This is a genomic window from Paenibacillus psychroresistens, assembly GCF_009728935.1.
In the GTDB taxonomy this organism is placed as follows: domain Bacteria; phylum Bacillota; class Bacilli; order Paenibacillales; family NBRC-103111; genus Paenibacillus_AC; species Paenibacillus_AC psychroresistens.
In genome coordinates, this window is record NZ_CP034235.1 from 7,768,544 (window position 1) to 7,793,146 (window position 24,603).

The 24,603-nt window shown below is 42.0% G+C and carries 24 protein-coding genes; 10 read left to right on the forward strand and 14 right to left on the reverse strand.

Annotation, left to right across the window (positions count from 1 at the left end; translation table 11 throughout):
- The first annotated feature begins 144 nt into the window (after nt 1-144).
- The gene (locus EHS13_RS37440) at nt 145-486 is read left to right on the forward strand and encodes an EamA family transporter (RefSeq protein ID WP_319633439.1); all 342 of its coding nucleotides are present in this window, start codon (nt 145-147) and stop codon (nt 484-486) included.
- A 22-nt stretch (nt 487-508) separates the two neighbouring features.
- Entirely contained in the window at nt 509-973 is a 465-nt protein-coding gene (locus EHS13_RS37445) for a DMT family transporter (protein WP_319633409.1), read from the forward strand.
- Nucleotides 974-979: 6 nt separating this feature from the next.
- On the opposite strand, the gene EHS13_RS34865 is transcribed toward EHS13_RS37445, so the two are convergent.
- The 3 genes from EHS13_RS34865 to EHS13_RS34875 form a co-directional block, all read right to left on the reverse strand.
- Nucleotides 980-1,546: a class I SAM-dependent methyltransferase gene (locus tag EHS13_RS34865; RefSeq protein WP_155704818.1), complete on the reverse strand. Its 567-nt coding sequence runs from the start codon at nt 1,544-1,546 to the stop codon at nt 980-982.
- Nucleotides 1,547-1,569: 23 nt separating this feature from the next.
- Nucleotides 1,570-3,018, reverse strand: coding sequence for a DEAD/DEAH box helicase (locus EHS13_RS34870; RefSeq protein WP_155704819.1), 1,449 nt, complete (start codon nt 3,016-3,018; stop codon nt 1,570-1,572).
- A 218-nt stretch (nt 3,019-3,236) separates the two neighbouring features.
- On the reverse strand, nt 3,237-3,671 hold the full coding sequence (locus EHS13_RS34875; RefSeq protein WP_227013701.1) for a pyridoxamine 5'-phosphate oxidase family protein: 435 nt from the start codon (nt 3,669-3,671) through the stop codon (nt 3,237-3,239).
- A gap of 147 nt (nt 3,672-3,818) precedes the next feature.
- Between EHS13_RS34875 and EHS13_RS34880 the strand changes: the two genes are divergently transcribed.
- The 3 genes from EHS13_RS34880 (at nt 3,819) to EHS13_RS34890 (ending at nt 6,510) form a co-directional block, all read left to right on the forward strand.
- Nucleotides 3,819-4,451, forward strand: coding sequence for a LysE family transporter (locus tag EHS13_RS34880; protein WP_155704820.1), 633 nt, complete (start codon nt 3,819-3,821; stop codon nt 4,449-4,451).
- A 71-nt stretch (nt 4,452-4,522) separates the two neighbouring features.
- Nucleotides 4,523-5,260, forward strand: a complete 738-nt coding sequence (locus EHS13_RS34885; protein ID WP_155704821.1) for a YqcI/YcgG family protein — start codon at nt 4,523-4,525, stop codon at nt 5,258-5,260.
- A 200-nt stretch (nt 5,261-5,460) separates the two neighbouring features.
- Entirely contained in the window at nt 5,461-6,510 is a 1,050-nt protein-coding gene (locus tag EHS13_RS34890; protein WP_155704822.1) for an Rpn/YhgA-type helix-turn-helix domain-containing protein, read from the forward strand.
- An 18-nt stretch (nt 6,511-6,528) separates the two neighbouring features.
- Here EHS13_RS34890 and EHS13_RS34895 read toward each other — a convergent pair whose 3' ends face one another.
- Nucleotides 6,529-7,797, reverse strand: coding sequence for an amino acid permease (locus tag EHS13_RS34895; RefSeq protein WP_155704823.1), 1,269 nt, complete (start codon nt 7,795-7,797; stop codon nt 6,529-6,531).
- A 46-nt stretch (nt 7,798-7,843) separates the two neighbouring features.
- Nucleotides 7,844-8,449 carry a spore coat protein gene (locus tag EHS13_RS34900; RefSeq protein ID WP_155704824.1) on the reverse strand — a complete coding sequence of 202 codons (606 nt, stop codon included), beginning with the start codon at nt 8,447-8,449 and terminating at the stop codon, nt 7,844-7,846.
- Between the two features lie 90 nt (nt 8,450-8,539).
- Between EHS13_RS34900 and EHS13_RS34905 the strand changes: the two genes are divergently transcribed.
- Complete coding sequence (locus EHS13_RS34905; protein WP_155704825.1) at nt 8,540-9,142, forward strand: DUF1989 domain-containing protein; 603 nt, start codon at nt 8,540-8,542, stop codon at nt 9,140-9,142.
- Here EHS13_RS34905 and EHS13_RS34910 read toward each other — a convergent pair.
- The 6 genes from EHS13_RS34910 to EHS13_RS36495 all read right to left on the reverse strand — a co-directional run bounded on the left by EHS13_RS34910 (nt 9,139) and on the right by EHS13_RS36495 (nt 16,660).
- The gene (locus EHS13_RS34910; protein ID WP_227013702.1) at nt 9,139-9,876 is read right to left on the reverse strand and encodes a GTP pyrophosphokinase; all 738 of its coding nucleotides are present in this window, start codon (nt 9,874-9,876) and stop codon (nt 9,139-9,141) included. The genes EHS13_RS34905 and EHS13_RS34910 overlap by 4 nt on opposite strands.
- Nucleotides 9,877-9,917: 41 nt before the next feature.
- The gene (locus EHS13_RS34915) at nt 9,918-10,952 is read right to left on the reverse strand and encodes an FUSC family protein (protein WP_155704826.1); all 1,035 of its coding nucleotides are present in this window, start codon (nt 10,950-10,952) and stop codon (nt 9,918-9,920) included.
- A gap of 47 nt (nt 10,953-10,999) precedes the next feature.
- The gene (locus tag EHS13_RS34920; RefSeq protein ID WP_155704827.1) at nt 11,000-13,408 is read right to left on the reverse strand and encodes a bifunctional diguanylate cyclase/phosphodiesterase; all 2,409 of its coding nucleotides are present in this window, start codon (nt 13,406-13,408) and stop codon (nt 11,000-11,002) included.
- A gap of 39 nt (nt 13,409-13,447) precedes the next feature.
- Nucleotides 13,448-14,332, reverse strand: a complete 885-nt coding sequence (locus tag EHS13_RS34925; protein ID WP_155704828.1) for a phosphate/phosphite/phosphonate ABC transporter substrate-binding protein — start codon at nt 14,330-14,332, stop codon at nt 13,448-13,450.
- A gap of 290 nt (nt 14,333-14,622) precedes the next feature.
- Nucleotides 14,623-16,215, reverse strand: coding sequence for a flagellar assembly protein A (locus EHS13_RS34930; protein ID WP_155704829.1), 1,593 nt, complete (start codon nt 16,213-16,215; stop codon nt 14,623-14,625).
- A gap of 277 nt (nt 16,216-16,492) precedes the next feature.
- On the reverse strand, nt 16,493-16,660 hold the full coding sequence (locus EHS13_RS36495; RefSeq protein ID WP_193571465.1) for a hypothetical protein: 168 nt from the start codon (nt 16,658-16,660) through the stop codon (nt 16,493-16,495).
- Nucleotides 16,661-16,847: 187 nt separating this feature from the next.
- Between EHS13_RS36495 and EHS13_RS34935 the strand changes: the two genes are divergently transcribed.
- Genes EHS13_RS34935 through EHS13_RS34945 form a run of 3 tightly spaced genes read left to right on the forward strand, consistent with a single transcriptional unit; the run spans nt 16,848 to nt 18,711 of the window.
- Nucleotides 16,848-17,036: a PLD nuclease N-terminal domain-containing protein gene (locus EHS13_RS34935; protein ID WP_155704830.1), complete on the forward strand. Its 189-nt coding sequence runs from the start codon at nt 16,848-16,850 to the stop codon at nt 17,034-17,036.
- The gene (locus EHS13_RS34940; RefSeq protein WP_193571466.1) at nt 17,036-17,941 is read left to right on the forward strand and encodes an ABC transporter ATP-binding protein; all 906 of its coding nucleotides are present in this window, start codon (nt 17,036-17,038) and stop codon (nt 17,939-17,941) included. The genes EHS13_RS34935 and EHS13_RS34940 overlap by 1 nt, the downstream gene beginning before the upstream one ends.
- Complete coding sequence (locus tag EHS13_RS34945; protein WP_155704831.1) at nt 17,941-18,711, forward strand: ABC transporter permease; 771 nt, start codon at nt 17,941-17,943, stop codon at nt 18,709-18,711. Before EHS13_RS34940 ends, EHS13_RS34945 begins: the two co-directional genes overlap by 1 nt.
- Nucleotides 18,712-18,725: 14 nt before the next feature.
- Here the strand turns inward: EHS13_RS34945 and EHS13_RS34950 are convergent, their stop codons facing one another.
- From EHS13_RS34950 to EHS13_RS34960, 3 genes are read right to left on the reverse strand one after another with little or no spacing between them, the layout of a single operon-like run.
- Nucleotides 18,726-19,706, reverse strand: coding sequence for an ABC transporter permease (locus tag EHS13_RS34950; RefSeq protein WP_155704832.1), 981 nt, complete (start codon nt 19,704-19,706; stop codon nt 18,726-18,728).
- The gene (locus EHS13_RS34955) at nt 19,699-20,610 is read right to left on the reverse strand and encodes an ABC transporter ATP-binding protein (RefSeq protein ID WP_155704833.1); all 912 of its coding nucleotides are present in this window, start codon (nt 20,608-20,610) and stop codon (nt 19,699-19,701) included. The genes EHS13_RS34950 and EHS13_RS34955 overlap by 8 nt, the downstream gene beginning before the upstream one ends.
- A complete protein-coding gene (locus tag EHS13_RS34960) occupies nt 20,607-21,389 on the reverse strand; it encodes a GDSL-type esterase/lipase family protein (protein ID WP_227013704.1) in 783 nt (260 codons plus the stop codon). The genes EHS13_RS34955 and EHS13_RS34960 overlap by 4 nt, the downstream gene beginning before the upstream one ends.
- Before the next feature lie 141 nt (nt 21,390-21,530).
- Between EHS13_RS34960 and EHS13_RS34965 the strand changes: the two genes are divergently transcribed.
- Nucleotides 21,531-24,596: an ATP-binding protein gene (locus EHS13_RS34965; protein WP_227013705.1), complete on the forward strand. Its 3,066-nt coding sequence runs from the start codon at nt 21,531-21,533 to the stop codon at nt 24,594-24,596.
- Nucleotides 24,597-24,603 lie beyond the last annotated feature (7 nt).

Genomic DNA, 24,603 nt, shown 5'->3' on the forward strand with positions numbered 1-24,603 from the left:
AAATAAAGCTATATGGAGGTTTATCTCTATTCTAAATTCCACTCGTGAATTCTGTTCTATTTATTATTCCATCTGTTCTATACCTATTCCATTATAGTGTATATAAGAGGTGAACATCTAATGATTCTTATCAACTATGTATTTATGTGCTTAATCTTTGGAACAACTTTTCTCGCGATCAAAATCGGGGTGGACGCCGGGCCCCCCCCTTTCCTCTCAGCAGGAAGTCGCTTCTTCATCGCCGGCTTAATCATCTTCCTTTGGATGTTATGGAAGCGCAGGATCTCTATATCCTCACTTCTACGAATAGAGTTTATGATCATCGGGATGACCAGCACCTTTATTACATTCTCATCGTTATATTGGGCCGAACAGCATGTCTCCTCAGGCATTGCTGCTATGCTGTCTTCCACGGGACCTATTATGATTCTGAGCATGCAATCGATTTTCCTGCGTCAGGCTATAACTCGTCAGGCTAAAACATAATTTGATTTGGGGTGTAAGCTGTTTGCTAATTCTAATTGGTGAAGTTGGATACTCTGCAGGTACTCTGTATTCTCGCAAAACTATGCTTCGCGTCAAGGAGATCTCTCCCATCACGGTCAACGCTATCCAGATGATGTATGTCGGAGCTGGCATGTTATTGATTTCTTTAATGTTCGAGCATTTCCATCCAGAATCCATTAATCTAGTTTCATCAGCAAGCTCAATGCTTTATCTAATCGTTATCGGCTCCATGATCGGCCACAGCTTGTATTACTGGCTGCTTGCCAAAACGAACGCCGTCTTCCCAGCCACTTGGCTTTATATCTCGCCTGTCATTGCCCTTATCATAGGTGCACTGTGGTACAACGAAAGTGTCTCCTTGTCTTCCATACTTGGCGCCTTACTAACCTTATCTGGCATAATAATGGCTAATCTTGATGATTTGAAGGCTTTAGCCGTGAGTCGTTTTCCTATTAGGCAACGATAAGCAAACCTATATGCTATACACATAAACCTTAGTCCGATATAAGTCTCCGCACGTCACTATCCGCTCAGGCTCCCAGCCAGACAGCGCAAAACAAACGCTTATGATTCGTGTTCCAGGCGAGAGTCGATTATTAGCCATCTCGCTTAGCCGTTTCATCGCACCAGGGTATAAATAACAAACGATCACATCATTTGCACCATACGGATACGTATAAATATCAGCTTTAATAAACGTAATACTCTCACGAGAAATACCGTTCACTGTTGATGCCCAGCGTAAAAAAACCCGCGAAATCCACAATGGGACCGGCGAATTCTCTAAGCCAACTATTTTCCAGCCTGTACATTGTCTCGCCAAATGCAATCCAAGCGTACCCCAGCCTGAGCCCGCTTCGACGATTGTTCCAGTTCCAGAAAGCCGATTGATCTCACTCGCTACCGTTGAACGGACTTTGACCGATGAAGGCATTGGAGATATCCCATTCCGCCAGCTAACAAACACAATCGAGAGCATCGCGAGAAATACAATGCCTAACATTACATAGGATAAACCTGTATTAAGGGAACTAATCATCTCTGTTGCCCCCTTTAATTTAATTATTTTTTGTTCGCTTCGTACACCTTTAATTGCTTACCTTTAATCGTTGTTGTTTTCATTGCTTTAATGACGAGCATTCCCTTGCCGTTGAGAATATCCACATACGAAATATTCTCTTCAATCGTAATGATTCCGATATCCTCGACAGTTACCCCTTCAATCTTGGCAATCGTCCCGACAAAATCAACAGCCCTAAGCTTCTTCTTCTTGCCTCCATTAAAAAACAGCTTGAGAATCTCTTTATTCAAATTCTCACTTTTTTCCTTCTTTACAGGAGGCTGAGTGCTCATTTTCGCATCAAATGTAGCTTTAGCAGCTGCTACTTCTTCCTTGGACGGAGCTTCCTTTTGCTGAATTTCAAACCCAATGTAGCCTTCTATATCGCTTAAAAATTTATCTTCATGCGGCGTAACAAAGCTGATAGCAATTCCTGTTTTGCCGGCACGCCCGGTTCTTCCCGTTCGGTGGACATAGCTTTCCTTGGTTAAAGGAAGATCATAATTGATCACATGAGTAATACTATCAATATCGATCCCTCTTGCCGCAACATCCGTCGCTACCAAGTAACGGTATTCGCCTCTTTTAAACTCATTCATTACCTTAAAACGATCCTCTTGCACCATACCGCCATGGATCTTATCACACGTATAACCAATCCGATCCAATTCGTTAGCAACATGATCGACCTGCTCCTGCGTCCGACAAAAAACAATGCAGCTGTCTGGATTTTCGAGAGTTGTAATGTCTTTAAATAAACTGAATTTATCATTTTCTCTCACGATATAAAGCGAATGATCTATTTTAACGGTTGAACTTTCCGTTGTTTCGATCTCGATATCAAGCGGGTTGTTCATATAGCGATGGCATAGATTTTCTACATCCTTCGGCAAAGTCGCGGAGAATAACATCGTCATGCGCTCTTTAGGCAATGCTTTAATAATCGACTCCACTTGATCAATAAAGCCCATTCTCAGCATTTCATCCGCTTCATCTATCACGAGATATTCCAGACGCTCCAAATCAAACGAACCTCTCTCAATATGGTCCAATACCCGTCCTGGCGTACCTACTACGAAATGGCTTTTCTGCTTTAGCTCCGTTTTTTGTTTAATGAAGGGCTCTTTGCCATAAATCGCTGTTGCTTTTATCCGTTTATATCTACCTATATTAGTAATATCTTCTTTGACCTGTGCAGCAAGCTCTCTTGTTGGAGTTAGGATTAAGACCTGTGGCTTATTCTCTTCCCAATCTACCATTTCACATAGCGGAATGCCGAATGCAGCCGTCTTGCCGCTGCCTGTTTGTGATTTCACAGCAATATCCCGCTTCGTAAGCGCGATTGGAATTACTTTACTTTGTACCTCTGTTGGCTTGGTATAACCCAAGCTTTCTAATGCACGGACGATTTCTTCACTTAATGTATAATCACTAAAGCTGCTTGCACTCATAGATAAACCCCTTTTATTGGTTAAAATTTTATTTTTTATTTCCCATTAATCTCATTATCCCTCATTCAGAGGCTAAAAACCATTCATTGCAAACCTGAACTTGATTTCTGCCTTTATAAGGCTAGATTATTCGACATTTTTTGCACAATCATTTCCTTAAAAAGCCTTCTGCTCAACATCAATTTCATGTTGAACAGAAGGCGATTACTAACTTAATTCTATGATTCCCATATCTCACTTTTCATCGATTTTCCATCCGAGTAAAGAATCCTCTGTGGTTTAATAACTAGCACAACATAATTAGGATCCTCTGGACCCTCAAACCATATTTTAAACGTATCCTTCCAGAGCTTTTTCCGTAAGCCTCCATCCGAAGAAACACTAGCTGTTCCTTCAACCTGCAAGGTTTCCGACTCCCAATCCCCATTAAAACCAGTAATGATATGAACGTGTGGATTTTCTATCAGTTCTTCAACCTTGTGTGTTTTCTTACTGGTAACCAATAAGATATTTATGCCATCATGAAACAGGGCCATATACCGAACATGTGGTTTAGTACCTTCAATAGTTGCCAAGGAACATACTTGATTCGCATCCAGCACTTTTTTAATTTTGTCGGTTAGGTTGGTTTGACTCAGACTGACTTGACTCATCTTCAATCACTCCTTTAAATTATATTCCTATATAACTTACCCTACTTTTAGCGATGTAAAACAATCTGCCCCACTATTTGCCGTTCTGTATTCTATTTCACAAGAATACAATTACGTGTACAAGCTTTTACAAGGGGGAATTGGATTGTGAATATCTTTTTTACCTATATGATTCTTGGTGTATCTTTATCCGCTCCAATCGGACCGATCAATGCTGCTCAGCTGGACAAGGGTATTAAATATGGCTTTCTACATGCATGGCTTGTTGGGCTAGGGGCTATGCTTGCTGACGTGGTTTACATGCTGTTGATTTACTTTGGACTAGCGCACTTTCTTAACACGCCCTTCATGAAAACCTTTCTTTGGGCATTTGGCTGCTTCGTTCTGATTTACACAGGAATTGAGAGCTTGCTTAATCTTAGAAAGAACCAAGCAGCTGCTCGCGTCACAAGCAAGGATGTATCTGCCGCTAAGTCTTTTTTCTCAGGTTTTCTAATGGCCTTGACTAATCCATTGAATATTCTTTTTTGGCTCGGGATTTATGGATCGATCTTAGCCAAAACAGTGGAGACTTATGGTATGCGATATGTGTTTATTTATAGCTTGGGCATATTTCTTGGCATCTTGCTTTGGGATGTCATTATGGCGACTATAGCCAGCACCGTATTCAAATGGGGCAGCAAGCAAATTATTCAGGTTATTTCGGGAATGGCTAGCGTTTCATTAATCGGCTTTGGTCTCTATTTCGGCTATCAAGCTGTTAAAGCATTATTGTTATAAGCAAGGCATTCACCTAGATAGTCTCCTCTACATACACATATTACGTGCATAGTGAAGGAGGATTAGAACAGATGTCTGAACTATTTTCAAAAAGCAGGTTGGACCAACATCCGTCAACGTTACGTAATTGGCAACTGCAAGCTTATAATGATTTTGCAGCAATGCTTAACGATGATGAGAATGCGTACCCCTGTATTCCTGGTAAACAAGGCTTTCTGGCGGATCATTTACGTTTCGGCTTTATCCCTGACCCAAATTCGGAGGCTGCTTCCCGAGAGCTTGCAAGCTTATTAATGCAATATGGACAAATTTCCAGAGAAACCGGAAAATATGCCTCTCTAGTCGTTTTTACCCAGCCTTTAGAGGGTGTTCAGAAAAAATCGATTGAAGAGTATGAACATGTATTCTGGGAACTAATGAATAAAGTAAACTCTTATGATCAAAAAGCATGGCCACCCGAGGTTTCCAGAGATCCCTCGCAAGCCTCTTGGGAGTTCTGTTTTGATGGCAATCCTTATTTCATATTTTGTGCCACCCCTGCACATACCATTCGTAAAAGTAGACACTTCTCCTCTCTCTTGCTCGCTTTTCAACCCCGCTGGGTGTTCGCTGATATCAATGATTCCACTCCGTTTGGGCTAAAAATCAAGAAAGCTATACGCAGCCGCTTAGTCGAATATGATGGAATTCCTGCGCATCCTTCACTGAATTGGTATGGGCAAAAAGACAATCTAGAATGGAAGCAGTATTATCTTAGAGATGATGACCAGGTTCCTGCCCAGTGCCCATTTGCAAAGATGAAGCTTTGAATAATAAAAGAATAAATTGTCATATGAGCTGATGTTTGCTATGATTTCTCTAAAGATAGCTAATTTCATAACAATTGTGGTGAAGCACACCCAACTTCTGGCTTTATGCCTAGTTGGAGTGTGTTTTTTCTGTCTATAGACGTTAACTCAGCTTGGTCAGGCAGAAAAGGAATGTGGTATAATAAGGGGGATCTGAGTGGATGAATGAAAAACGCAAAGCTCGTAGTAAACAGAACAAACAAGAACGAATAAAGCTAGACCAGATCATGCGAGTATTATTCAAATTATCGAAGAATTTGACGATTGAGCTGATCAACGGATTATTTAATGAAACCTTCTATGGACCTGAAGTGAAAATTCGTTATGGGAACAGTGAATTTATCAGTGACGAGTATGATCGGATCATCGGCGATATGTTCATCACCGTGGAGTCCAAGCACAAAACGTTCCATTTTCATATTGAGTTTCAAACCTTAAACGATGAGACAATGGTTATTCGCATGTTCCGCTATGGCTTCGAGAAAGCACTCGAGCATGCTACATCATTGGAAGCTAATAACAAAGTGCCACGGGAAAAGAAAGTTTTCTTATTTCCAAAGCAGCTTGTCATTTTTCTAGAAGAGAATGAAGCCGTCGATGACACTTTATCCTTGATTCTACGACTTTCCAACGGTCATGAGCTTACTTACGATGTTGATGTGATGAAGTATTGGAAGCACACTCCTGAATCTTTAAGACATCAACGGATGTATGCTCTCCTTCCACTGCTCGTATTTCAATCGCGTAAGCGCATGAGAACAATAAGCACCAGCAATCGGCCTGAGACTGAGAAACGTCAGTTAATGGCTGCACAATTTGAACAATTAAAACGGACGATCCAACAAACCTTAGAAGTGCTTGGAGAATTGCATGATACGCATCAAATAAAAGTCGGAGATTTAGAACGAATCTTGCGTGTCATCCAAAACATAACAGACTACTTATACAACCGATATGGACAATACAAAGAAATGGAAGAGGAGATAAACCATATGCGTAAATCTATTTTCGATCCTAAGATTAGAAAAGAAGCTAAGTTAGAGGGGAAAAAGGAAGGCAAGTTAGAGGGCAAGCTCGAAGGAAAGCTCGAAGGAAAGAAAGAAGGTAAAGAGGAAGTAGCAAAACGCATGCTGCTTAAAGGATTAGACATTCCATCCATTGTCGAGTTCACTGGTTTTACTAAAGAAGAAGTGGAGCAGCTTCAGCAATGACTCATCAAAATAACCTCATCAACTGCTTGGCTGCTTCCATTTTCGGTTCATAATAAGAGTTACACTCGCAATAACTGCCACCAATAACAAACTAACCCACAAACCAGGTCGACTAGACGCTACAATTCCAGTTCCAGATACCGCAATACCCATTAGGACCAAGGCGAAGATCCCTTTAATTTTAGCGGCTGTGGAGAGCTTAATTACTTTAGGAGCAGAGATTAAGATAAACGACCATGTGTAGAGCAGCACCAAGCCTGCAGCAGTCGCAACATGCTCAAAAATATGCTTAGGCATCCACAATGCCATCAGAATAGAGACTAATAATCCCGCTGCGGTTAATCCCAAAACAGGAATTGGTATCTTACCTTTTGGCTGCTTATTATTAATGAAGCATTTTGGCGCATCGCCATCTTCAGCCAATGTTACAAGCATAAGTGTAATTCCATATAGAGAAGCTACCATCGTCGAAAAGCCGGCAATTATTAAGACTGCATTAAACACATGGACCAGCACATGAAAGCCCAGGCTGGTTAAGCCGAGAATAAATGGACTTCCCTCCTTTTGCAGCTGATCGAGTGGGATTAATAAGAGCAGCAAACCAATCGACGCAAGATAAAGAATAGCTACCAAGAGGAGCATTATAAAACCTGAGCGAATCGCTTTGCGTGGCTCACTCAAGCCAGAAGCCATTAAGCCCATAACTTCTATACCGGCAAACGCATAGAATACATAGATTAATCCTTGCCACATCCCCAAATAACCAGGCTTAATTATGCTCTTCCAGCTTACTGTACGTTTCGTCCACGAGGCATTCCAATCAAACCAGCCTAGCCAAATGGCTAAAGCCATTAAGATAAATAAAACGATGGCAGTCACTTTCATTACGGCTAACAAATACTCGGTTTTCTCCAAGCCCTTGGCTCCGAGAATCACAATAACAAGTCCAAGAACAGCATAAATCGCGCTCAATATCCAAAGCGGAAGCTGAGGGAACCAAAACTGTGTAAAAATAGAGAGCGCCAATAAGGAGCTCCCTGAGATTAGCATTTCGGATGACCAATAAATCCAACCGCTGCTGAAGCCGGCCCATCGCCCATAAGCCATCTTGGCATACGTGCGGAATGAGCCTTGCTCTGGATGCGCTGCAGTCATTTTAGCCAATGCTTCAAACACAAAGTAAGTGGCTACCGCTGCCAGAACAAACAGGAACAGCACGGTATAGCCACTCCTCTGCAAGGCGATATTTGAGCCAAGGAAGAAGCCATTGCCGATCGTGCAGCCCATGCCAAGCAACGTTAACTGCCACCATTTCAGGTGGCCGCGCGGTGTTTTAATGAATGGAATCGAAGCTGTTCAGCATTTGCTTCATATCCTGCTCGGCAAGCTGCGGCACCTGATAATATTGGTTCTTGTTCTGGTACAGGAATATCTCATAACCCATTTCAATAAAGTCAGGCACGCTATCTGCCATCATCCGTCGCAAGACCGGATTAGTCACCTCAAATGCCGCCATCGAAAGACATGACGTTATGCCTTTAATCTGACCTAGCATATAAGCAGAAATCCCTGCATCTTTGATTTCATTAATATTAGTCATTGGTTTTTTAGGAGCTGATTGCTGCTGCATCCCATAAACCACATCATTATTCTGATTCATCATATAGTTTTGAGTTGGATGAGACGGTTTACTTCCTGTTGAAAAAGCTTCAACCGAAATATTGTATAAATCCGTAATAAACTCATACTGGCGCAGCAACATCTGTTTAAGCTCTTGGTCTTGAATGAAGCCGTTATACAGCACATACTGATCTAAGACATTTATAAATCCAGCTAGAATTTCATGGGCATCGAACATCTCATGTCCACCATGATTCATCGCTTGATTCATTTGAGAATTACCTTGTAAATTGCCTTGTTGTGAATATGAGTTTTGCATGCGTCTTATTACCTCCTGAGAAATTTGTTATAACACCCACATAGGATGGTCTCTTTAGGGTTAGATTATTCAAATAAGAGGAGGTTTCTAATGAGCCAGCAGCTGAGCATCGATATTATAACCATTCCGGCAAAAGAAGGACGAAGCTTCACATTACAGCAAGACCAGTACATTAAAATCATTGATATAGCGGGTCAGCAGGTATCCGATTTCGTGGCTTACAACGCACACAACCACAAAGAACGGTTAGATCCCACTGTGACTATGGATGTCCTACGATCAATAAACATTAATCTGCATGACAAAATTTACTCCAATCTGTATACACCGATGTTTACCTTAATCGAAGACAAGGTTGGTAAGCATGATTTCCTTAACTCCTCCTGCCGCCCAGAAATGTATGCTTTCTTATACCAGAAGCCTGATCACGCTAGCTGTTACCATAATTTAAATAATGCTTTAAGCCAACACGGGATTTCTCCTCCCGATCAGCATCATGCTTTTAATATTTTTATGAATACAGTTGTTGATGAGAAGGGTTTAATCCAAGTTAAAGCTCCACTGTCCAAAGCAGGCGATTACATTACCCTAAAAGCAGAAATGGATGTCATAGTTGCCATTTCCGCATGCCCTTGTGAGGAAAGCGATTGTAACGGCTATCTATGCACACCCATTCAAGTAGAAATTCATTAAGTCCCGCTGATCAATCTTAATAAATCCTCCGGGATTTGAAACTGTTGGTTGCCGATTCGCAGCTGCTTAAGCTCCTCTTCCAAATCCTCTGGCTGACTTTCTTTAATTTCCGAAATTTCCTTATGAATCATTTCCATCTTGCGATCCAAGGCTGTGGCTGTTTCCGCAGCCTCTTTCAATTCATTTAATAAATGCTGTGGCACCGATTGATTGTATTTATAGAAAATTTTATGCTCAAGGCTGGCCCAGAAATCCATAGCAATCGTCCGAATTTGTACCTCGACACACACCTGCTCTTGCCTATCTGACATATATACCGGAATTTCAATCAGCATATGTAGACTTTGATAACCATTTTCCTTGGGCTGTTGGATAAAATCCTTGATTTCGAGAATCTTCAAATCGCTTTGTCCCTTAAGCATCTCGCTTAACCAATAAATATCAGAAATAAAAGAGCAAGTGATTCGAATGCCTGCAATATCTCTAATATTGCTTCTAATGCTAGGCAATGTAATTTCGCAGCCTTTTTTAAACAGCTTCTTCATAATGCTTTCCGGTGATTTAAGCCGAGATTTGGTATGTTCAATGGGGTTGTAGTCGTGTAGGATTTGAAATTCTTCTTTAAGAATCTCCAATTTGGTATCTATCGCATCTAAAGCAAATTTATAAACCATCATAAACCGCGTAATTTCATTCTTAAAAATCCTAAATTGTTCGACTTTGGATATTTCCACAGATAGTCTTCCTTCCTTATTGCATGTCTATAACTATAATTTTACTTCTTATTCGCGACTTTGTCATATTGTTCAATGAGCTGGTTCAAGCGCTGCAAATGAAAAGTATATTCAACAATGGATGATGCGATAATCAGCAAGCGATATTTCTGGTCGACGTCTTGGTTATAGAACTCCAATACCTGCTTAAAGAATAGCCCACTCTCTTTAAGCACATCTTCTTCAAAGTGTGTTTCTTTATCTTTCATTTTGCCTTCATATTTCAACAAAAGGTATTCATGACTACGGACCAATCTCTCCAGATATTGATCAAATAAATGGTTTTCGGCCTCTTCCACCTTGCTCTGAAAGAAATGCTCTTCGATGTTATCCAGCACTTGCCCTCCATGCTGCAAGGTCTTAAGCATCTGTTTGAAAACGACAATTTCTCGGACATCCATTGGATTAAGCTTGATCATTTTTACGCGTTCTTCATCAAATAATTCAAATTGCTCTTCTAGCGCTTGCATGTCATCCTTAAATTTTTTGCTGTCGTCCCTCACAGTTCTCTCTAGCATCTCATTCGAAATCGCTGTACGCAGCAGCAAGGACATATTCTCAAACGCAGTATGTGCTTTTTTCAGATAATTCTCTTTGTATTTGGGTGGCAATATGATTAAATTCACCAGCAAAGCCGAGCCCACCCCAACCATAATGATGGCAAAACGATTCCATGCAAACAGAAAGGTTTCATTGCCGGGAACACTCATAATGGCCAATACCGTTACTAATGTAAGCGGGATTGTATTGCTCATTCTGATTCTAAGCGTGACAGCTATGACCAGCATTGCGACAAATCCTATAATAACAGGGCTGTCTCCGAGAAATTGAATGGCCAAAAGTGCAATAGTCGCCCCAAGCGTGTTTGTAATGATCTGATCCAGCATCAATCTCCATGTTCTATATATCGATGGTTGAATGGAGAGCAATGCCGCTACACCAGCAAACACACCTGGCTCTAAACCTATAAAGGAGCATAAATATAAAGCTAGGGTTACAGCAATTCCTGTTTTTAATACACGTGGACCTAGAGTCATAAAGCGTAATCCTCAATTCAATTAATTCTCAATATCCAGTAATATACTTATCTTTTAACCTTCTCATTCTGAATAAACGCAATTATATCATCTTCCGATAGTGGCTTGCTAATAAAATAGCCTTGAAGAACATCGCACTCATAAGTACGCAGCATCTCAAATTGCGCTTCACTCTCTACTCCTTCAACTGTTACTTTCAGACCAATATTATGTGCTAAATCAACGATTGCCTTAGTAATTTTCTGGTCTCTTTCTGAATGGAGCATCGAATCGATAAAAGACTTGTCTATTTTCACATCATCGATCGGCAGGTTTTTCATATAATTTAGGGAAGAAAACCCCGTACCAAAGTCATCCAAATGAATATGTATCCCTAATTGCCTTAGTTCATCCAGCTTTTGGCGGTTGGCCTCGAACGAGTCCATCATGACCGTTTCTGTAATCTCAAGCTCGATGCATCTGGGAGAAACACCTACCTCGGTGAGGGCATTTTTAATAAATTTCACAAAATCACTTTGTCCAATTTGGAAGGATGAGACATTGATCGAGACTTTTATCCGCTCATCTGAATCCTGATTGATTATCTTGGCAAATTGGCACGCTTTTTTAAATACCCATTTATCGATTTTTACAATCTGGCCCGTTTGTTCAGCTACCTCAATTATATCAAGTGTCGTTTTGCCTGCAAGTGCAGCCGACTTACTCCGTAAAAGTGCCTCTACGCTAGTAGTTCGCCATTCCCGCAAATCAAACAACGGTTGGTACATCAACTCAAAAAGATCGTCCTTTAGCGCCTCTCTAATTCCATTTTTAATCAGCGCTTTCTCATTGATCGCCTGCTGAATACTCTCATCGAAGATGTGATAATTGTTCCTCCCGCTGGCCTTTGCTTTATACATAGCCATATCTGCTTTTTGCAGAAGGGCTTCCGGGGTTACACCATGCTTCGGATACAAGGCAATGCCAATACTCGCTGTAACCGCTTGACTAACAGCATCAATCTTAATGGGATTCTCCATCAGACCCAATAAGCGCTGTGCCACTCTTATCGTATCTGGAATGAGATCCACTATGTGAATGATAAGAATAAACTCGTCTCCACCGATCCGCGCGACAATATCCTCAGGCCCTGCCAGCTCCTGAATACGGAGAGCGGCCTCCTTGAGAACCGCATCTCCAGTAGCGTGCCCCAATGTATCATTTATTGTTTTGAAATTATCTAAATCAATAAAAAATACCGCTTTAGCGTCTGAATTCACCTGCTTGCTGATTACTTTATTCAGCGTCTCAAACAAATTCCGCCGATTATGCAGCCCTGTCAGCACATCGTAATAAGCAAGGAGCATAATTTTCTCTTCACTAGCCTTTAGCTCGCTATTGGTTACCATTAATTGAGCGTCCCGCTCACTAATTCCTTGAATCATCTGATTAAACCCACTGGATAAAGCTCCAATCTCCCGGTAATTCTTCATTTCTGCATGAACTTGATAGTTTCCCTTCTCAGCAGATTGCATAAGAAGCACCAGCTTCTGGAGAGGAGCTATCCCCTTTAAAGTTGCCGCATATGCCAGAATACCATAGACCAACAAGCAAATGATTGCGATAATAAACACACTAGAAAGCTCTTTAAGAAGCGCAGTGTTAATCTCTTTAATGTTGACCGCTGTCATTACCATCATCCCATTGTCCCCAAAGGAGGCCGACTTAAGATAGTACTTATTACCGTGCAATATAAAGGGAGTTTGCGCTCGAGTAGATTTATTTACCATTTCCTGCAATTGTTCACCAAAAATCGACTCGCCAATTAAATAATCATCTTTATTGGCAATAATGACTCCATTTGGATTAAGCAGCATCACAAATCCCTGTTCACCAATTCTAGAAAAGCTTATGGAAGAGCTAATCTTACTCACATCAAAATCGATCGCCAGTACGCCAACGACCTCGCCAGTTTTGGAATATATAGTTTTGGCAGCTGAAATAATAATTTTCTGAGTCATATAATCAATATAAGGCTCTGTCCAAACAATGTGGTTGCTTGGAGATTCCAAGGCTTTGGTATACCAAGCTTTTGTTCTCGGATCGTAGCTTGGGGGGATCGACATCTTAGTGCCCGTATACATGGCTCCAGTGGTTAATCCCAGCTTCAATGCGCTGCTTTGCGGGACTGTTTTCTGATAAACCTCCAATAGTGGACTTATGCTGCTTGGATCCTTAATATAGCTAGCCTGCTTAATTAAAACGGAGCTAGAAAACTGTTCCATGGTCGCTTCTGAGCTTTTTATCAGATTCTCAAAAGCCATTACGGTTTGCCGTAAAACGAGGTCAGATTCGTGAAAATATGTTTTTTCAATACTCGTTTTTGTATTCATATGAGAAACATAGCCAAATATTAAAATCGTTATCGTACTAACTCCAAGAATTAACGCTGTAGCAATAAATTTAATGCTTCTCATTTGGAAGCACGCACCCCTTTGGCTACCTAGATAGCCAAGTTATTTTTTTTGCAGGAAATTGGTACGAATATAATCATTGCCAAGCAGCGTAGCAATATTGCGGATTTCATTGTACATACTGGGTTCAAACGGAATATATTTTTCTGTTTTCGAATCGAAAGCTTTTATCGCAGCAGGAGCTTTCTGATTTAATTGAATCATCGCTGTCTTAAATCTGTTTTTAAGCTTGCTGTTTAAGTCCGCTCTTGCCACAAATGGCGAGCCTGGAATATCATTGGATTTCCAAATAATCCTTATATCATCTACTTTTATTTCGCCTGTATCTATTTTTTTCCCTAATGTGAGATCATCCATGGCGCCTGCATTTGCTTTCTTACTCATTACATCATTAAACACAGCATCATGTGAACCCGAAAAAATGGTGTCTCCCAGATATTGTTCATAATCCAGATCACGACTTTTAAACAATGCCATAGGTACAACAAAACCAGAGGTCGAGCCTTTATCCACAAAAGCAAATGATTTCCCTTGCAAATCCTCAACGGTATGAATTTCCGAATCACTTCGCGTCACAATCAGCGAATGGTAAATCGTCCCGTACCCGTATCGCGATTGAATCACCATTGGATCAAGCTTCATTTGACTCTCAGCAGCAATATAAGAAAACGCCCCATACCAGCCGATATCGACTTTTTTATTCTTCATGGCCTCAATTAATCCAAGGTAATCTTCAGGAATGAATACATCCACCTTTACACCCAAAGTTTTTTCAAGATAAAGCTGTATGGGCTGAAAGTCGACCTTCATTTTTTCAGGACTGCCAGAGGGAACAAAACCAATCGTTAGCTTTTTAGGGGTAGAAATACATGCTGCTATCCCAATTAATAGACAAATAATAGCAGCCAATACCAGCAGTTTTCTCAATTGTGCTCACTCCTAATTTTCTTCCCTGTAATAAGACATGTCTATACCATTGTATAGGAGATTTGTTTTCGGAATATTTACACTTTTCGACATTTATCACTAAAAGAACCAAGGATACCGGCTCCGCCGTCTTTCTGAAAGAAAACGGTGCGTTTGTCCGGAATTCTAAGATCAGTATACGCAAAAAAAATATACTTTCTTAGAATTCTAAATAAACAGACAATCCAAAGGATTGCCTGCTTTAAACAAAATTACTATGCTGCTTGCTATTGAATAAGTCACGACGCTTATCACTCAAAAAATAAGTTTTTATCCTTAACAAAAAACACACCTGTTGTGCTCTTCTCAATCTCTTTCTGGAAATCTTTAATCAAGAGTGAGGTTTTGGGGAATGCCTTACGCATGATCGTGACTTCACCTTCACCCTTTGTTTTCAGGACAGTTATCAAGGCATTCTTACGTTCATCAATAGTAAAAATCATCCGGCGAATCTGCTCATATTTACTGCGCATGGCTTCGCTTTCCGCTTCATCTGCAACTGTTCTTTCTTCAACAATTTTCTCAAAGGTTTCTTCAAATGCATCCAGCTCGCGCTTTAATTTATCCATGATCAGTGTCAGTTTTTGATGTTTATCCATGAGCTCGTCCAGCTCTTTTTTGAGAATGGCACGGTCAAAGCCTTCAATATTAATACTTGTTGATCTTTCGGCTTCATTACCGATGAAAGCTGTAACCACCTGAGCTTTGGCTTGTATTTTGCCACCAATAATTCGGCCGCGATTTACATCTAGAAATATATTATTAGCTGTCAGCTTGCAGCCGATAGCATATAAACCAATATGGATGTCCCCACCAGCTTGAATGGTACACTCATTGGCATGCTTCATATAGACATTATTAGCAGCTTGAATAAGCGCCTTCTCCTTACCAAAAATACCGCCTTTAATATAGATATCCCCTGTACGTGAAATGATGCTGTCGATGGCTCCAAGTCCCATATTACCGATCACTGAGATATCTTTAGTCGCATGTACGCTAAAGCCATCATTAATCGTCCCTTTAATTATAACGCTGCCATCGTAATCAATATTGCCTGTTTTACTGCCGACATCACCTTCAATAATCATGACTTCTTGCACCATGATATTGCCATTTACTTTAGCAAACGCACCCTTAATACGCGCATGCAGTACAATTTTATCCCCTTCATTTACAGCCGATATGGTATCCCTATCATAGTACAACTGCTTATCTTTGCCCGAACTTGCTGGAATCACTTCTCCCGTTACCGATACTCCAGGAATACCTGCCTCCAGTAGTATTTTCTGACCGAGCCATTCTCCCTGCTTAACTTCATCTAAAAAATTCATTTCATAGTAATCAGCCGTTCCGTCCTGTTGAATGACAGGTTTGCGCTCCGATAAAGTATAATAAGTGACTTTTGCATCTTGTCCGTTTACAGGTGCAGTGCCTTTAGCAACTACAACCTCATCACCAGCGACTAACCCCGAGCTAATCACCTCATGAAGAATGCCTACCTTCACTCCTGTCTTCTCAATAAAATCCATAATTTCTGTAGTGATTTCCGCTCGAGCTTCCTCTAGTTCTTCCTTCGACATATTTATCCTTGCTTTTAACTCTAATAAATCTTTAGATATCACCAATTCAACCCGTGGCTTAATAATCCCTATCTCAATTGCTTCATTATGTATCATCGACAAAGCTTTTTTTAAATTAGCGAACTGGGTCAACGCAACCTGTGGAACTTCCTTCAATATTTGATCAAAATCCTTGAGCTGAAAACCAAGCTTAAAAACCTCAACAAAGACTTTTTCCCGTTCAGATTGCAGGTACAAATAATCGTTTTTATACAGATTCCGCATGACTAAATCTCCTCCATGAATGCCTTTAATACTCCTTATGCGAAAATCCAATTACTATAAATGTGCGTAAAAATGAATATAATCTATATAAAAATAAGCCCTCTATTAAATTTGGTAATGAACCCTAGCTTATTACTATTCTACATTAAATTTTATTCCCCTGCATTATATCTTGCAACTAATTATACACTACAATTGCCTTGAAATGTGGGTGAGTAATTAAGAGGGCTGAGGATAAATACCTAGCCCTCCATTTATTATATTATGATCTTAGCATTTACTTCTTGTGATCGGCGCCATTAGAAGCCTCAGCCTCGCATACTTGCTCCAGCGCGTCATTGAATTCCTCTTCATTGTGTGAGGCCAGCTTATCACCGAACTGATCTAATTGTGACGGACTGCTTGCTGGCCCGTCATTATCTGGTTTGTTGTTTCTTCCTGACATACTAATCACCTCCTCCGTGTTAGGGTAACCCTAATACGGCTCAGCATACCTTCAAGGTTTAGGTATTGACAAAAGTATTGACAAAATCAACCCTATCGACTGTACTTTAAATAGTAGCTTTAGTTGGCATAATTTTACTTACTCTAGGACTAAGCTTATATAAATAATCAAAAAGGAGGCATGTTATATGTCGATTAGCTGGAATGTGATTCTACCTGTAATCCTTATTGAGTTGATTCTGATGGCTATTGCACTTGTTGATTTGGCTAAAACTGAGAAAACCAATGGACCTAAGCTAATGTGGGTGACAATTATTGTTTTAGGCAATTTGCTTGGTACCATCGCATATTTCATTTTTGGAAGGAGAAATTCATAGTGCCTTTACTTCGGGTTAATCAGTTGACTAAGCACTATGGTGCTAAAATAGCTGTTAACATGCTAACTTTTAATGTCTTAGAGGGACGTTGTGTTGCGCTATTAGGACCCAATGGGGCTGGCAAAACTACCACTTTGCAAATGCTCTCTGGATTGCTGGCTCCCTCGTCTGGAACTATTGGTTTTGAAGGTACGGATGAACTCGATATACGGCAATCGATTGGCTATTTGCCGCAATATCCTGCTTTCTATAATTGGATGAGCGGCAAGGAGTTCCTTGAGTTCACGGGAAAGCTGGCTCATTTATCACAGAAGGAAGCAGCCTTGAGAGCGAGCAACATTCTCGATAGAGTTGGGCTGAAGGATGCGGCCAAACGCCGGATTGGCGGCTACTCTGGTGGGATGAAGCAGCGGCTTGGACTGGCACAAGCCATCATTCATCGCCCTAAGCTGCTCTTGTTGGATGAACCGGTTTCCTCACTCGATCCCATCGGTAGAAGCGAGGTCTTAGAGCTTATGCAAGAATTGAAGCAGGAAACCACTATCCTATTCTCCACCCATGTGCTTCATGATGCCGAGGCCATCTGCGACGACGTACTGATTATTCGTGACGGCCAAATTGTACTAAATGGTGAGTTGGGTAAGATCATGCTAGAGAATCAGCAGCCTATCATATCCATTGCACTTTCCAGTAATGATCAGATTTGGCTGCATTCTTTAGCTAACAAACCCTATGTAATTGATTTCGAAACCCAACATAACGCAGCTAAAATTACCGTAAATGATTTGGAGTTGGCGAAGGTTGACCTTCTAAAAGAGATTGTCGATAGGGGCATTTCAATTATGAAATTTGAGGTTGCTCAATCCACGCTGGAGGATTTATTCATGAAGGTGGTGGCTCGGTGATGACACAATGGCTCGTTTTATTTAAAAAGGAAAATCTGGAAATGTGGAGAAATCACAAATGGCTGTGGGTTCCGCTTGTTTTTATTCTGTTAGGTATGATGAATCCTGTACTGAATTTTTATATGCCTCAAATTCTCGAAGCCAATGGTATTGCTAAGGAGGTTCTCCTGACGATTCCTATACCTACAGCTGCTGATACAATGATCAAAACATTATCCCAATTCAACACGCTAGGCATACTTGTCCTCGTGCTTTCTTTTATGGGAACATTGGCTAGTGAACGGCAGAATGGCTCGGCTATTATGGTACTAGTTAAGCCCGTAGCTCATCTTTCTTATGTAACCACCAAATGGGCGGGGATGTTTTCATTGACGATCCTATCTTTTGTTCTCGGATATCTAGCAGCGTGGTATTATACGGGGCAGCTTATTGGCGATGTAGATTTTGCTCAGGTTTGGCCGAGCTTGCTTATTTACAGTCTTTGGCTCTTATTCGTCCTATCAGTCACTCTGCTTTATAGCAGCATGCTGAAATCGACAGGTGGAATCGCCTTTCTTTCCTTGCTAACAGTAGCCGGCTTTTCGTTATCTAGCCAACTATTAACACGTTATATGAAATGGAGTCCAGGCCACCTATCGAAAGCTGCAGGAGATCTGGTTACAAAAGGAAGCTCGCAAAATCAGCTTTGGCTGCCGATAGGTGTGACTATTATCCTGATTATTGGGCTGATTTATGGGGCAGCTTCTATTTCAAAGCGGAAATTGAGCTGATATCGGAGCTCAATCTAGTAAACATCCCGCCTGGTAAAGGATACGAATGCCACTGTCAGCGCCAATGCACCCCAGACCAAGAGTACCAGCATTGAAAAGCCCAGTGACATCCCTGGTATCGGTGGTGCCACATCTTCAAAATAATCGATTAGCTGGAGATTCACCATAAAGAGATACTTGGCAGATTCCCAAGAAGCTATCATCGTACTCAGAATAGTTCCTGCAATGAGGCAAGCCAACATGGTTCCCATCACCGCTGCTGTGCTGCGAAACAGCACCGATAACATGAAGGTGATTGTTGCTACTACGAGTGAGACGAACCAAGCTAGACCAAGCTCCATGATAATATATTGCCATTGCGGCAGTAAATGTACACCAGTTGCATCCAACAAACCATCGCTTAAAGAAAACCCAATAATAACGGGGGCAGTCCACCCTTGAAAGCCGAAGATCAGCCCTGAGATCAAGGCCGACAGTGAGCCGAACAAAGTAATAATAAACGAGACACAGAGCATCAGCGCCAAGTATTTACTGAGTAGAATCCGCCACCTGCGAGCTTTGCGAGTCAACAAGACCTTAATCGTTCCAGCACTATACTCGGAGGATACCAGGTCTGCCGCGATGATCATCATCATTAAAGGCAGCAACAGGCTAATTCCGCTTTTTACGAAGCCTCGAACAAAGGTTGGCGCCCCTGGCTCAGCCGGATTAACGTCATGGTCTAGATAGTATTGCTGCTGATCTATACGTGCCTTGAGATCCTCTCGCCCATCCTCTGGTGTCCGACCACTCGACAAACGATTTTCCCAGCCAGAAATCCGCTGCTCCAAAGCTATCCGCCAATCGGTATTACCAAATCGCTTGAGATTCTCTTGAGCTTGGCGAAGCTGTGCATAGGTGAACAAAGAGATAAGAATCCCAATAATTAACGTAATCACGAGCAGCCTGCGCTTCCCGGTAATTTTGACCATTTCGTTATAGACCAAATTAATCAATGCTTTCCCCTCCCGTCAGCTCAATGAACAGATCCTCTAGAGAGGGAAGCTTGCGGCTTAGCTCCATTACCGTTACTCCCGCTTCGACCAACACCTGATTCCATCGCCCAACCTCTTGTTCCATATAAGGGGTCTTCACAACATTTCCAACCACCTCTACTGAATCCGTTAGCGTTCGCAGCACTTCTACCCCTTGAGCTTGAGGGGATAACCGCCAATTCACCCGCTCTTGATCAGCCAAAAGATTAACCACGGTATCTACACGAACAATCCGTCCCTTGGAAATAATCGCCACTCGATCACACATTAGCTGAATCTCACTCAAAAGATGGCTGGAGACCAGCACACTTAAACCCTCCTGCTCCGCAAGATAGCGGATGAACTCTCTCATCTCACGAATACCCGAGGGATCCAGCCCATTCGTCGGCTCATCGAGAATAAGCACCTTAGGCCGTCCCAGCAAAGCTTGGGCAATACCTAGCCGTTGACGCATCCCCAAAGAATAAGTCTTCACTTTATCGTGTATTCTTGCACCCAGCCCGACAAGCCGGACTACTTCCGTCATCCGCGCCTCATCAATCCCATCCATCATCCGTGCAAAATATTGCAGGTTGCGCCAGCCGCTTAAATAAGTGTATAACTCAGGGTTTTCCACAATACACCCCATCTGGCTCATAGCCTCAGGAAACTGTTTCTGCAGGTCATATCCGCAGATGTGTATAGAGCCAGCCGTTGGTTTAATCAATCCAACAAGCATTCGAATCGTCGTTGTTTTCCCCGCACCATTTGGCCCAAGAAAACCAAATACCTCGCCGCGCGTCAGCTCAAAATCAAGCCCCTGAATAATCTCACGTTTTCCGATTATTTTGCGCAAGCCTTTGACTGATAATGTAATCTGACTCATTCAGTCACCCCCTGCTCGTCGATCAGTGAAGCTACCCGATCACCCATTAATAGATAGCCGGCCGCATTCGGATGGAATAAATCTCTGGCTAGATAATCCTGAACCTTCAATTGGAATATATCTGCTGTCGGCACCAAAACGGTCAACGGAAAGCTCGCAGCCGTATCTGCCATTTTATAGTTCCAGTCTCGGATAATTTCATTGGTTCTCTCTGCATTTTCTAAAGCGCTAAATGGATTGTACAATCCAATTAAGTAAATGTTAGCCTTGGCGTTTTCCCCACGAAGCTGCTTGAGAATGGCATCCAGCTGCTGCGTATACTTATCTTCTATAGGTTGAATATAGGTGGAGTCCAAATTCCCCAGTGTTTCGCCACTTTGGAATAAATCATTCGCACCTATACTTATCACAATCACATCCGCTGTCTTTATTTCACTCTGCAATTTACTTTGATTGAGCTCATCTGCAAGCTGGCTAGTGGTTTGACCATTTACACCGTAATTGCTCACAACTACTTCTTGCTTCAATTTCCCCTGTAAATCTTCTAGCAAGTAACCTACATAACCCTTGCCGCTTGGATCTCCCGTTCCTTTGGTCAATGAATCCCCTAGCGCAAGCAAGTGAAAATGATCATCTGCTCCCACTGGATCAGGTGTTGTTTCCACCAGCGCGGGCACTGTAGCTGGCACCAGCGGTGATGATGAGCTGCTGAAATAATTCTGGAATGACCACGTTAATCCTCCCAACCAAACTAAACAGGATATAGCCGATATACTCATAAGCCACTTAATGGATCTTTCCCTGATCAAGCTCATCACACCCCTTAACAGCCTATTGCTTCAAACATACCACATGAAGCTGAAAATCAGCTTAATCTTTAAATAAAGGAATATGGGAGTTTTTGTCGAAAATAATGCTGTATGATGACTAAAAAAAGAATTTTTCTGACTATTGGCTGCTTTTTCCTAATCCTAACGGTAATCCGAATTATCTGGATCCTACTTCAGAATACACCCGATCATGTTCAGGCCGTAAAGGGTGAAGTGGATTTAAGGAATTGGGAATTCAAAGATACCCACGTTCTTTCATTGGATGGCCAGTGGGAGTTTTACCCTAGTATATTGCTGCTGCAGAGTGACAAAGACAAGCACACCATCCCCGATGATAAAGTGTTTATTAACGTGCCTGGAACTTGGAACAGCACAATAGCTAACGATAAAAACCCAACCTTCGGTTATGGCAGCTATCGTTTACGGCTGCTGATCCAACCAGATAAAGATCAATTGTTTAGTATTCGCATACCTCCTATTGCTTCCTCCTCCGAGCTATATGTCAATGGCCGTTTATTAGCTCATTCCGGCAAACCTGCAGCAAGCGAGGAGCAATACATAGCAGGCAATGTGCCTTATACAGTCTCGTTTGCTACCGATCAGAGTGAGATTGAGATCATCATTGTTACTGCCAATTATGCGGACCGTTTAACTGGCGGGCTATTTCTACCAGTAAAATTCGGCACAGATCTTGCTATCGATAGAGCTGTCGGTTTCTCAGTTGGTACACAGCTTGCGGTTTGTCTGCTCCTTCTGATGCATGTGATCTATATCTTAATTTTATATTGGGTTGGAGCCCGCCAGAAGGTGCTGCTCTCTTTTGCGATGCTCATTCTTTGTGCCATTATCACGATCCTGATCGATGATGATCGCTTGTTGCCGGCTTGGTCCACATTAAACTATGAATGGACCTTAAAGCTATACTACCTGGGTTATCTTGGGCTTGCTACATTTTTGACTCAATATGCCAAGGGGCTTTTACCCGAATATGCATCGTTCAGAGGTTTTCGCTGGTACACCTACTTCTGCGGCATTTATTTCCTATTCGCACTGTTTCTACCGGTCAAAACTATAATGCTCACAGATGCCCTTCATACCTTAGTCATCGTAGTCCCTTTCTTCGTGCTTCCAACCCTGCTATTCCGTTCAGCAAGACGAGGCAATGAGGATGCCATTTATTTATTGCTCGGCTCAACTGCTATTACAACGAATATGGTTTGGGGCATTATTAAGAATTTAGGCATAATCGAGCTAGGCTTCTACCCTATCGATATTATCGCTTGCTTTGTCGCATTTGCCGCCTTCTGGTTCAAAGGCTATTTCCGTACATCTACTCAAAGAGCCATACTCACCGACCAGCTTCAAAAAGCAGACAAGCTTAAAGATGACTTTCTGCTTAATACCTCTCATGAGCTGCGAAATCCCTTGCACGGAATGCTAAACATTGCCCAGACTGTGCTAAATAGTGAAAGTAGATATGACGAAGGCAAGAATAGAGAACATATGATGCTGCTTATCTCTGTCGGGAAACGAATGTCGTTCCTGCTGAATGACCTGCTGGATTTAACGATGCTGAAAGAAAGTCGTGTTCGGCTTCAGCTGAAGAATCTACAAGTGCAAACCGTTGCTGCTGGCGCCTTGGATATGCTGCGATTTATGACGGAAGGTAAACCTATCCTGTTAATTAATAACATTCCCGATACTTTTCCGCCTGTTATTGCAGATGAGAATCGCCTTATCCAGATCCTGTTTAATCTGCTGCATAATGCAGTAAAATTTACTAAAGAAGGCTCTATTACCATTGACGCTCAGATTATAGATGGTAAAGCCCATATTCAAATCACGGATACGGGAATTGGGATGAATCTGGAAACACTGCGAAGAATATTTCAACCTTACGAACAAGGTGAAGTGGATCAAACCGAAAGTGTAGTGGGACTTGGTCTGGGCTTGAATATTTGCAAGCAGCTTGTAGAGCTGCATCACGGCACACTAACCGTTAGCTCCACGCTCGATCAAGGTTCATCCTTCACTCTGAGCTTGCCGCTTTCCATGGCTCCCCTTCAAGAGGTTGAGCCTAATCACACGGAGTTGCTTTCCTTAGTCCATTTAGAAGCTGCCGCAGCTAGCTCAAGCATAACCCTTGAACCAAAAACCGCACTTGCTGCTGATAGACCAAAAATCTTAGTGGTAGATGATGATCCTATTAACTTGAGTATTCTGGTAAGTGTGCTCACTGAGGAGCGTTATGATATCGTTACGGCTACAAGTGGAACAGAAGCCATAGCTCTTTTGGATACTAGGGAGTGGGATTTAATTATTTCGGATGTTATGATGCCTCAAATGTCTGGTTACGAACTTTCACGATCGATACGTGAGCGTTTTTCTGTCTCAGAGCTGCCCATTCTGCTGCTAACCGCACGTAATCGGCCTCAGGATATTGATGCAGGATTTCTTGCTGGAGCTAATGATTACGTCACGAAGCCTGTCGATACGATGGAGCTGCAGTCACGCGTAAGAGCACTGACCGAAATCAAAAAATCGATCCACGATCGTTTGCGTATGGAAGGCGCGTGGCTGCAAGCGCAAATCCAGCCTCATTTCCTATTCAACACTTTGAATGCCATCGCAGCGTTAAGTGAATTCGACACAGATCGCATGCGCACCCTGCTTGTTGAATTCGGCAATTATTTACAAGGGAGCTTCGACTTCCGTAATTCCGAACGCGTGATTCCACTTAAGGATGAGCTGGATTTAGTTCGTTCCTATCTCTTTATTGAAAAAGAACGCTTTGAAGAGCGGCTGCAGGTGACCTGGAATATCGATGAGAGCCTTGTGCTTTCTATCCCACCGCTTTCCATCCAGCCGCTTGTCGAGAATGCCATCCGGCATGGCATAATGAAGCGCACTGAAGGCGGAACCATTCATATTCAGATTATCGATTATGGTGATTATGCGGAGGTGACAGTGGCAGATGACGGGATTGGAATGGATATTACTGCGCATAAGCAGCTATTGGACAAAAAAGCCGGGCGAAGATCAGGAATCGGTCTAGTTAATACCGATCGTCGCTTGAAGCAGCTTTACGGCAATGGGTTACAAATCCAGAGCACGCTCGATCAAGGGACTACAGTCACTTTTATAGTGAAGAAATAGCGTCTCA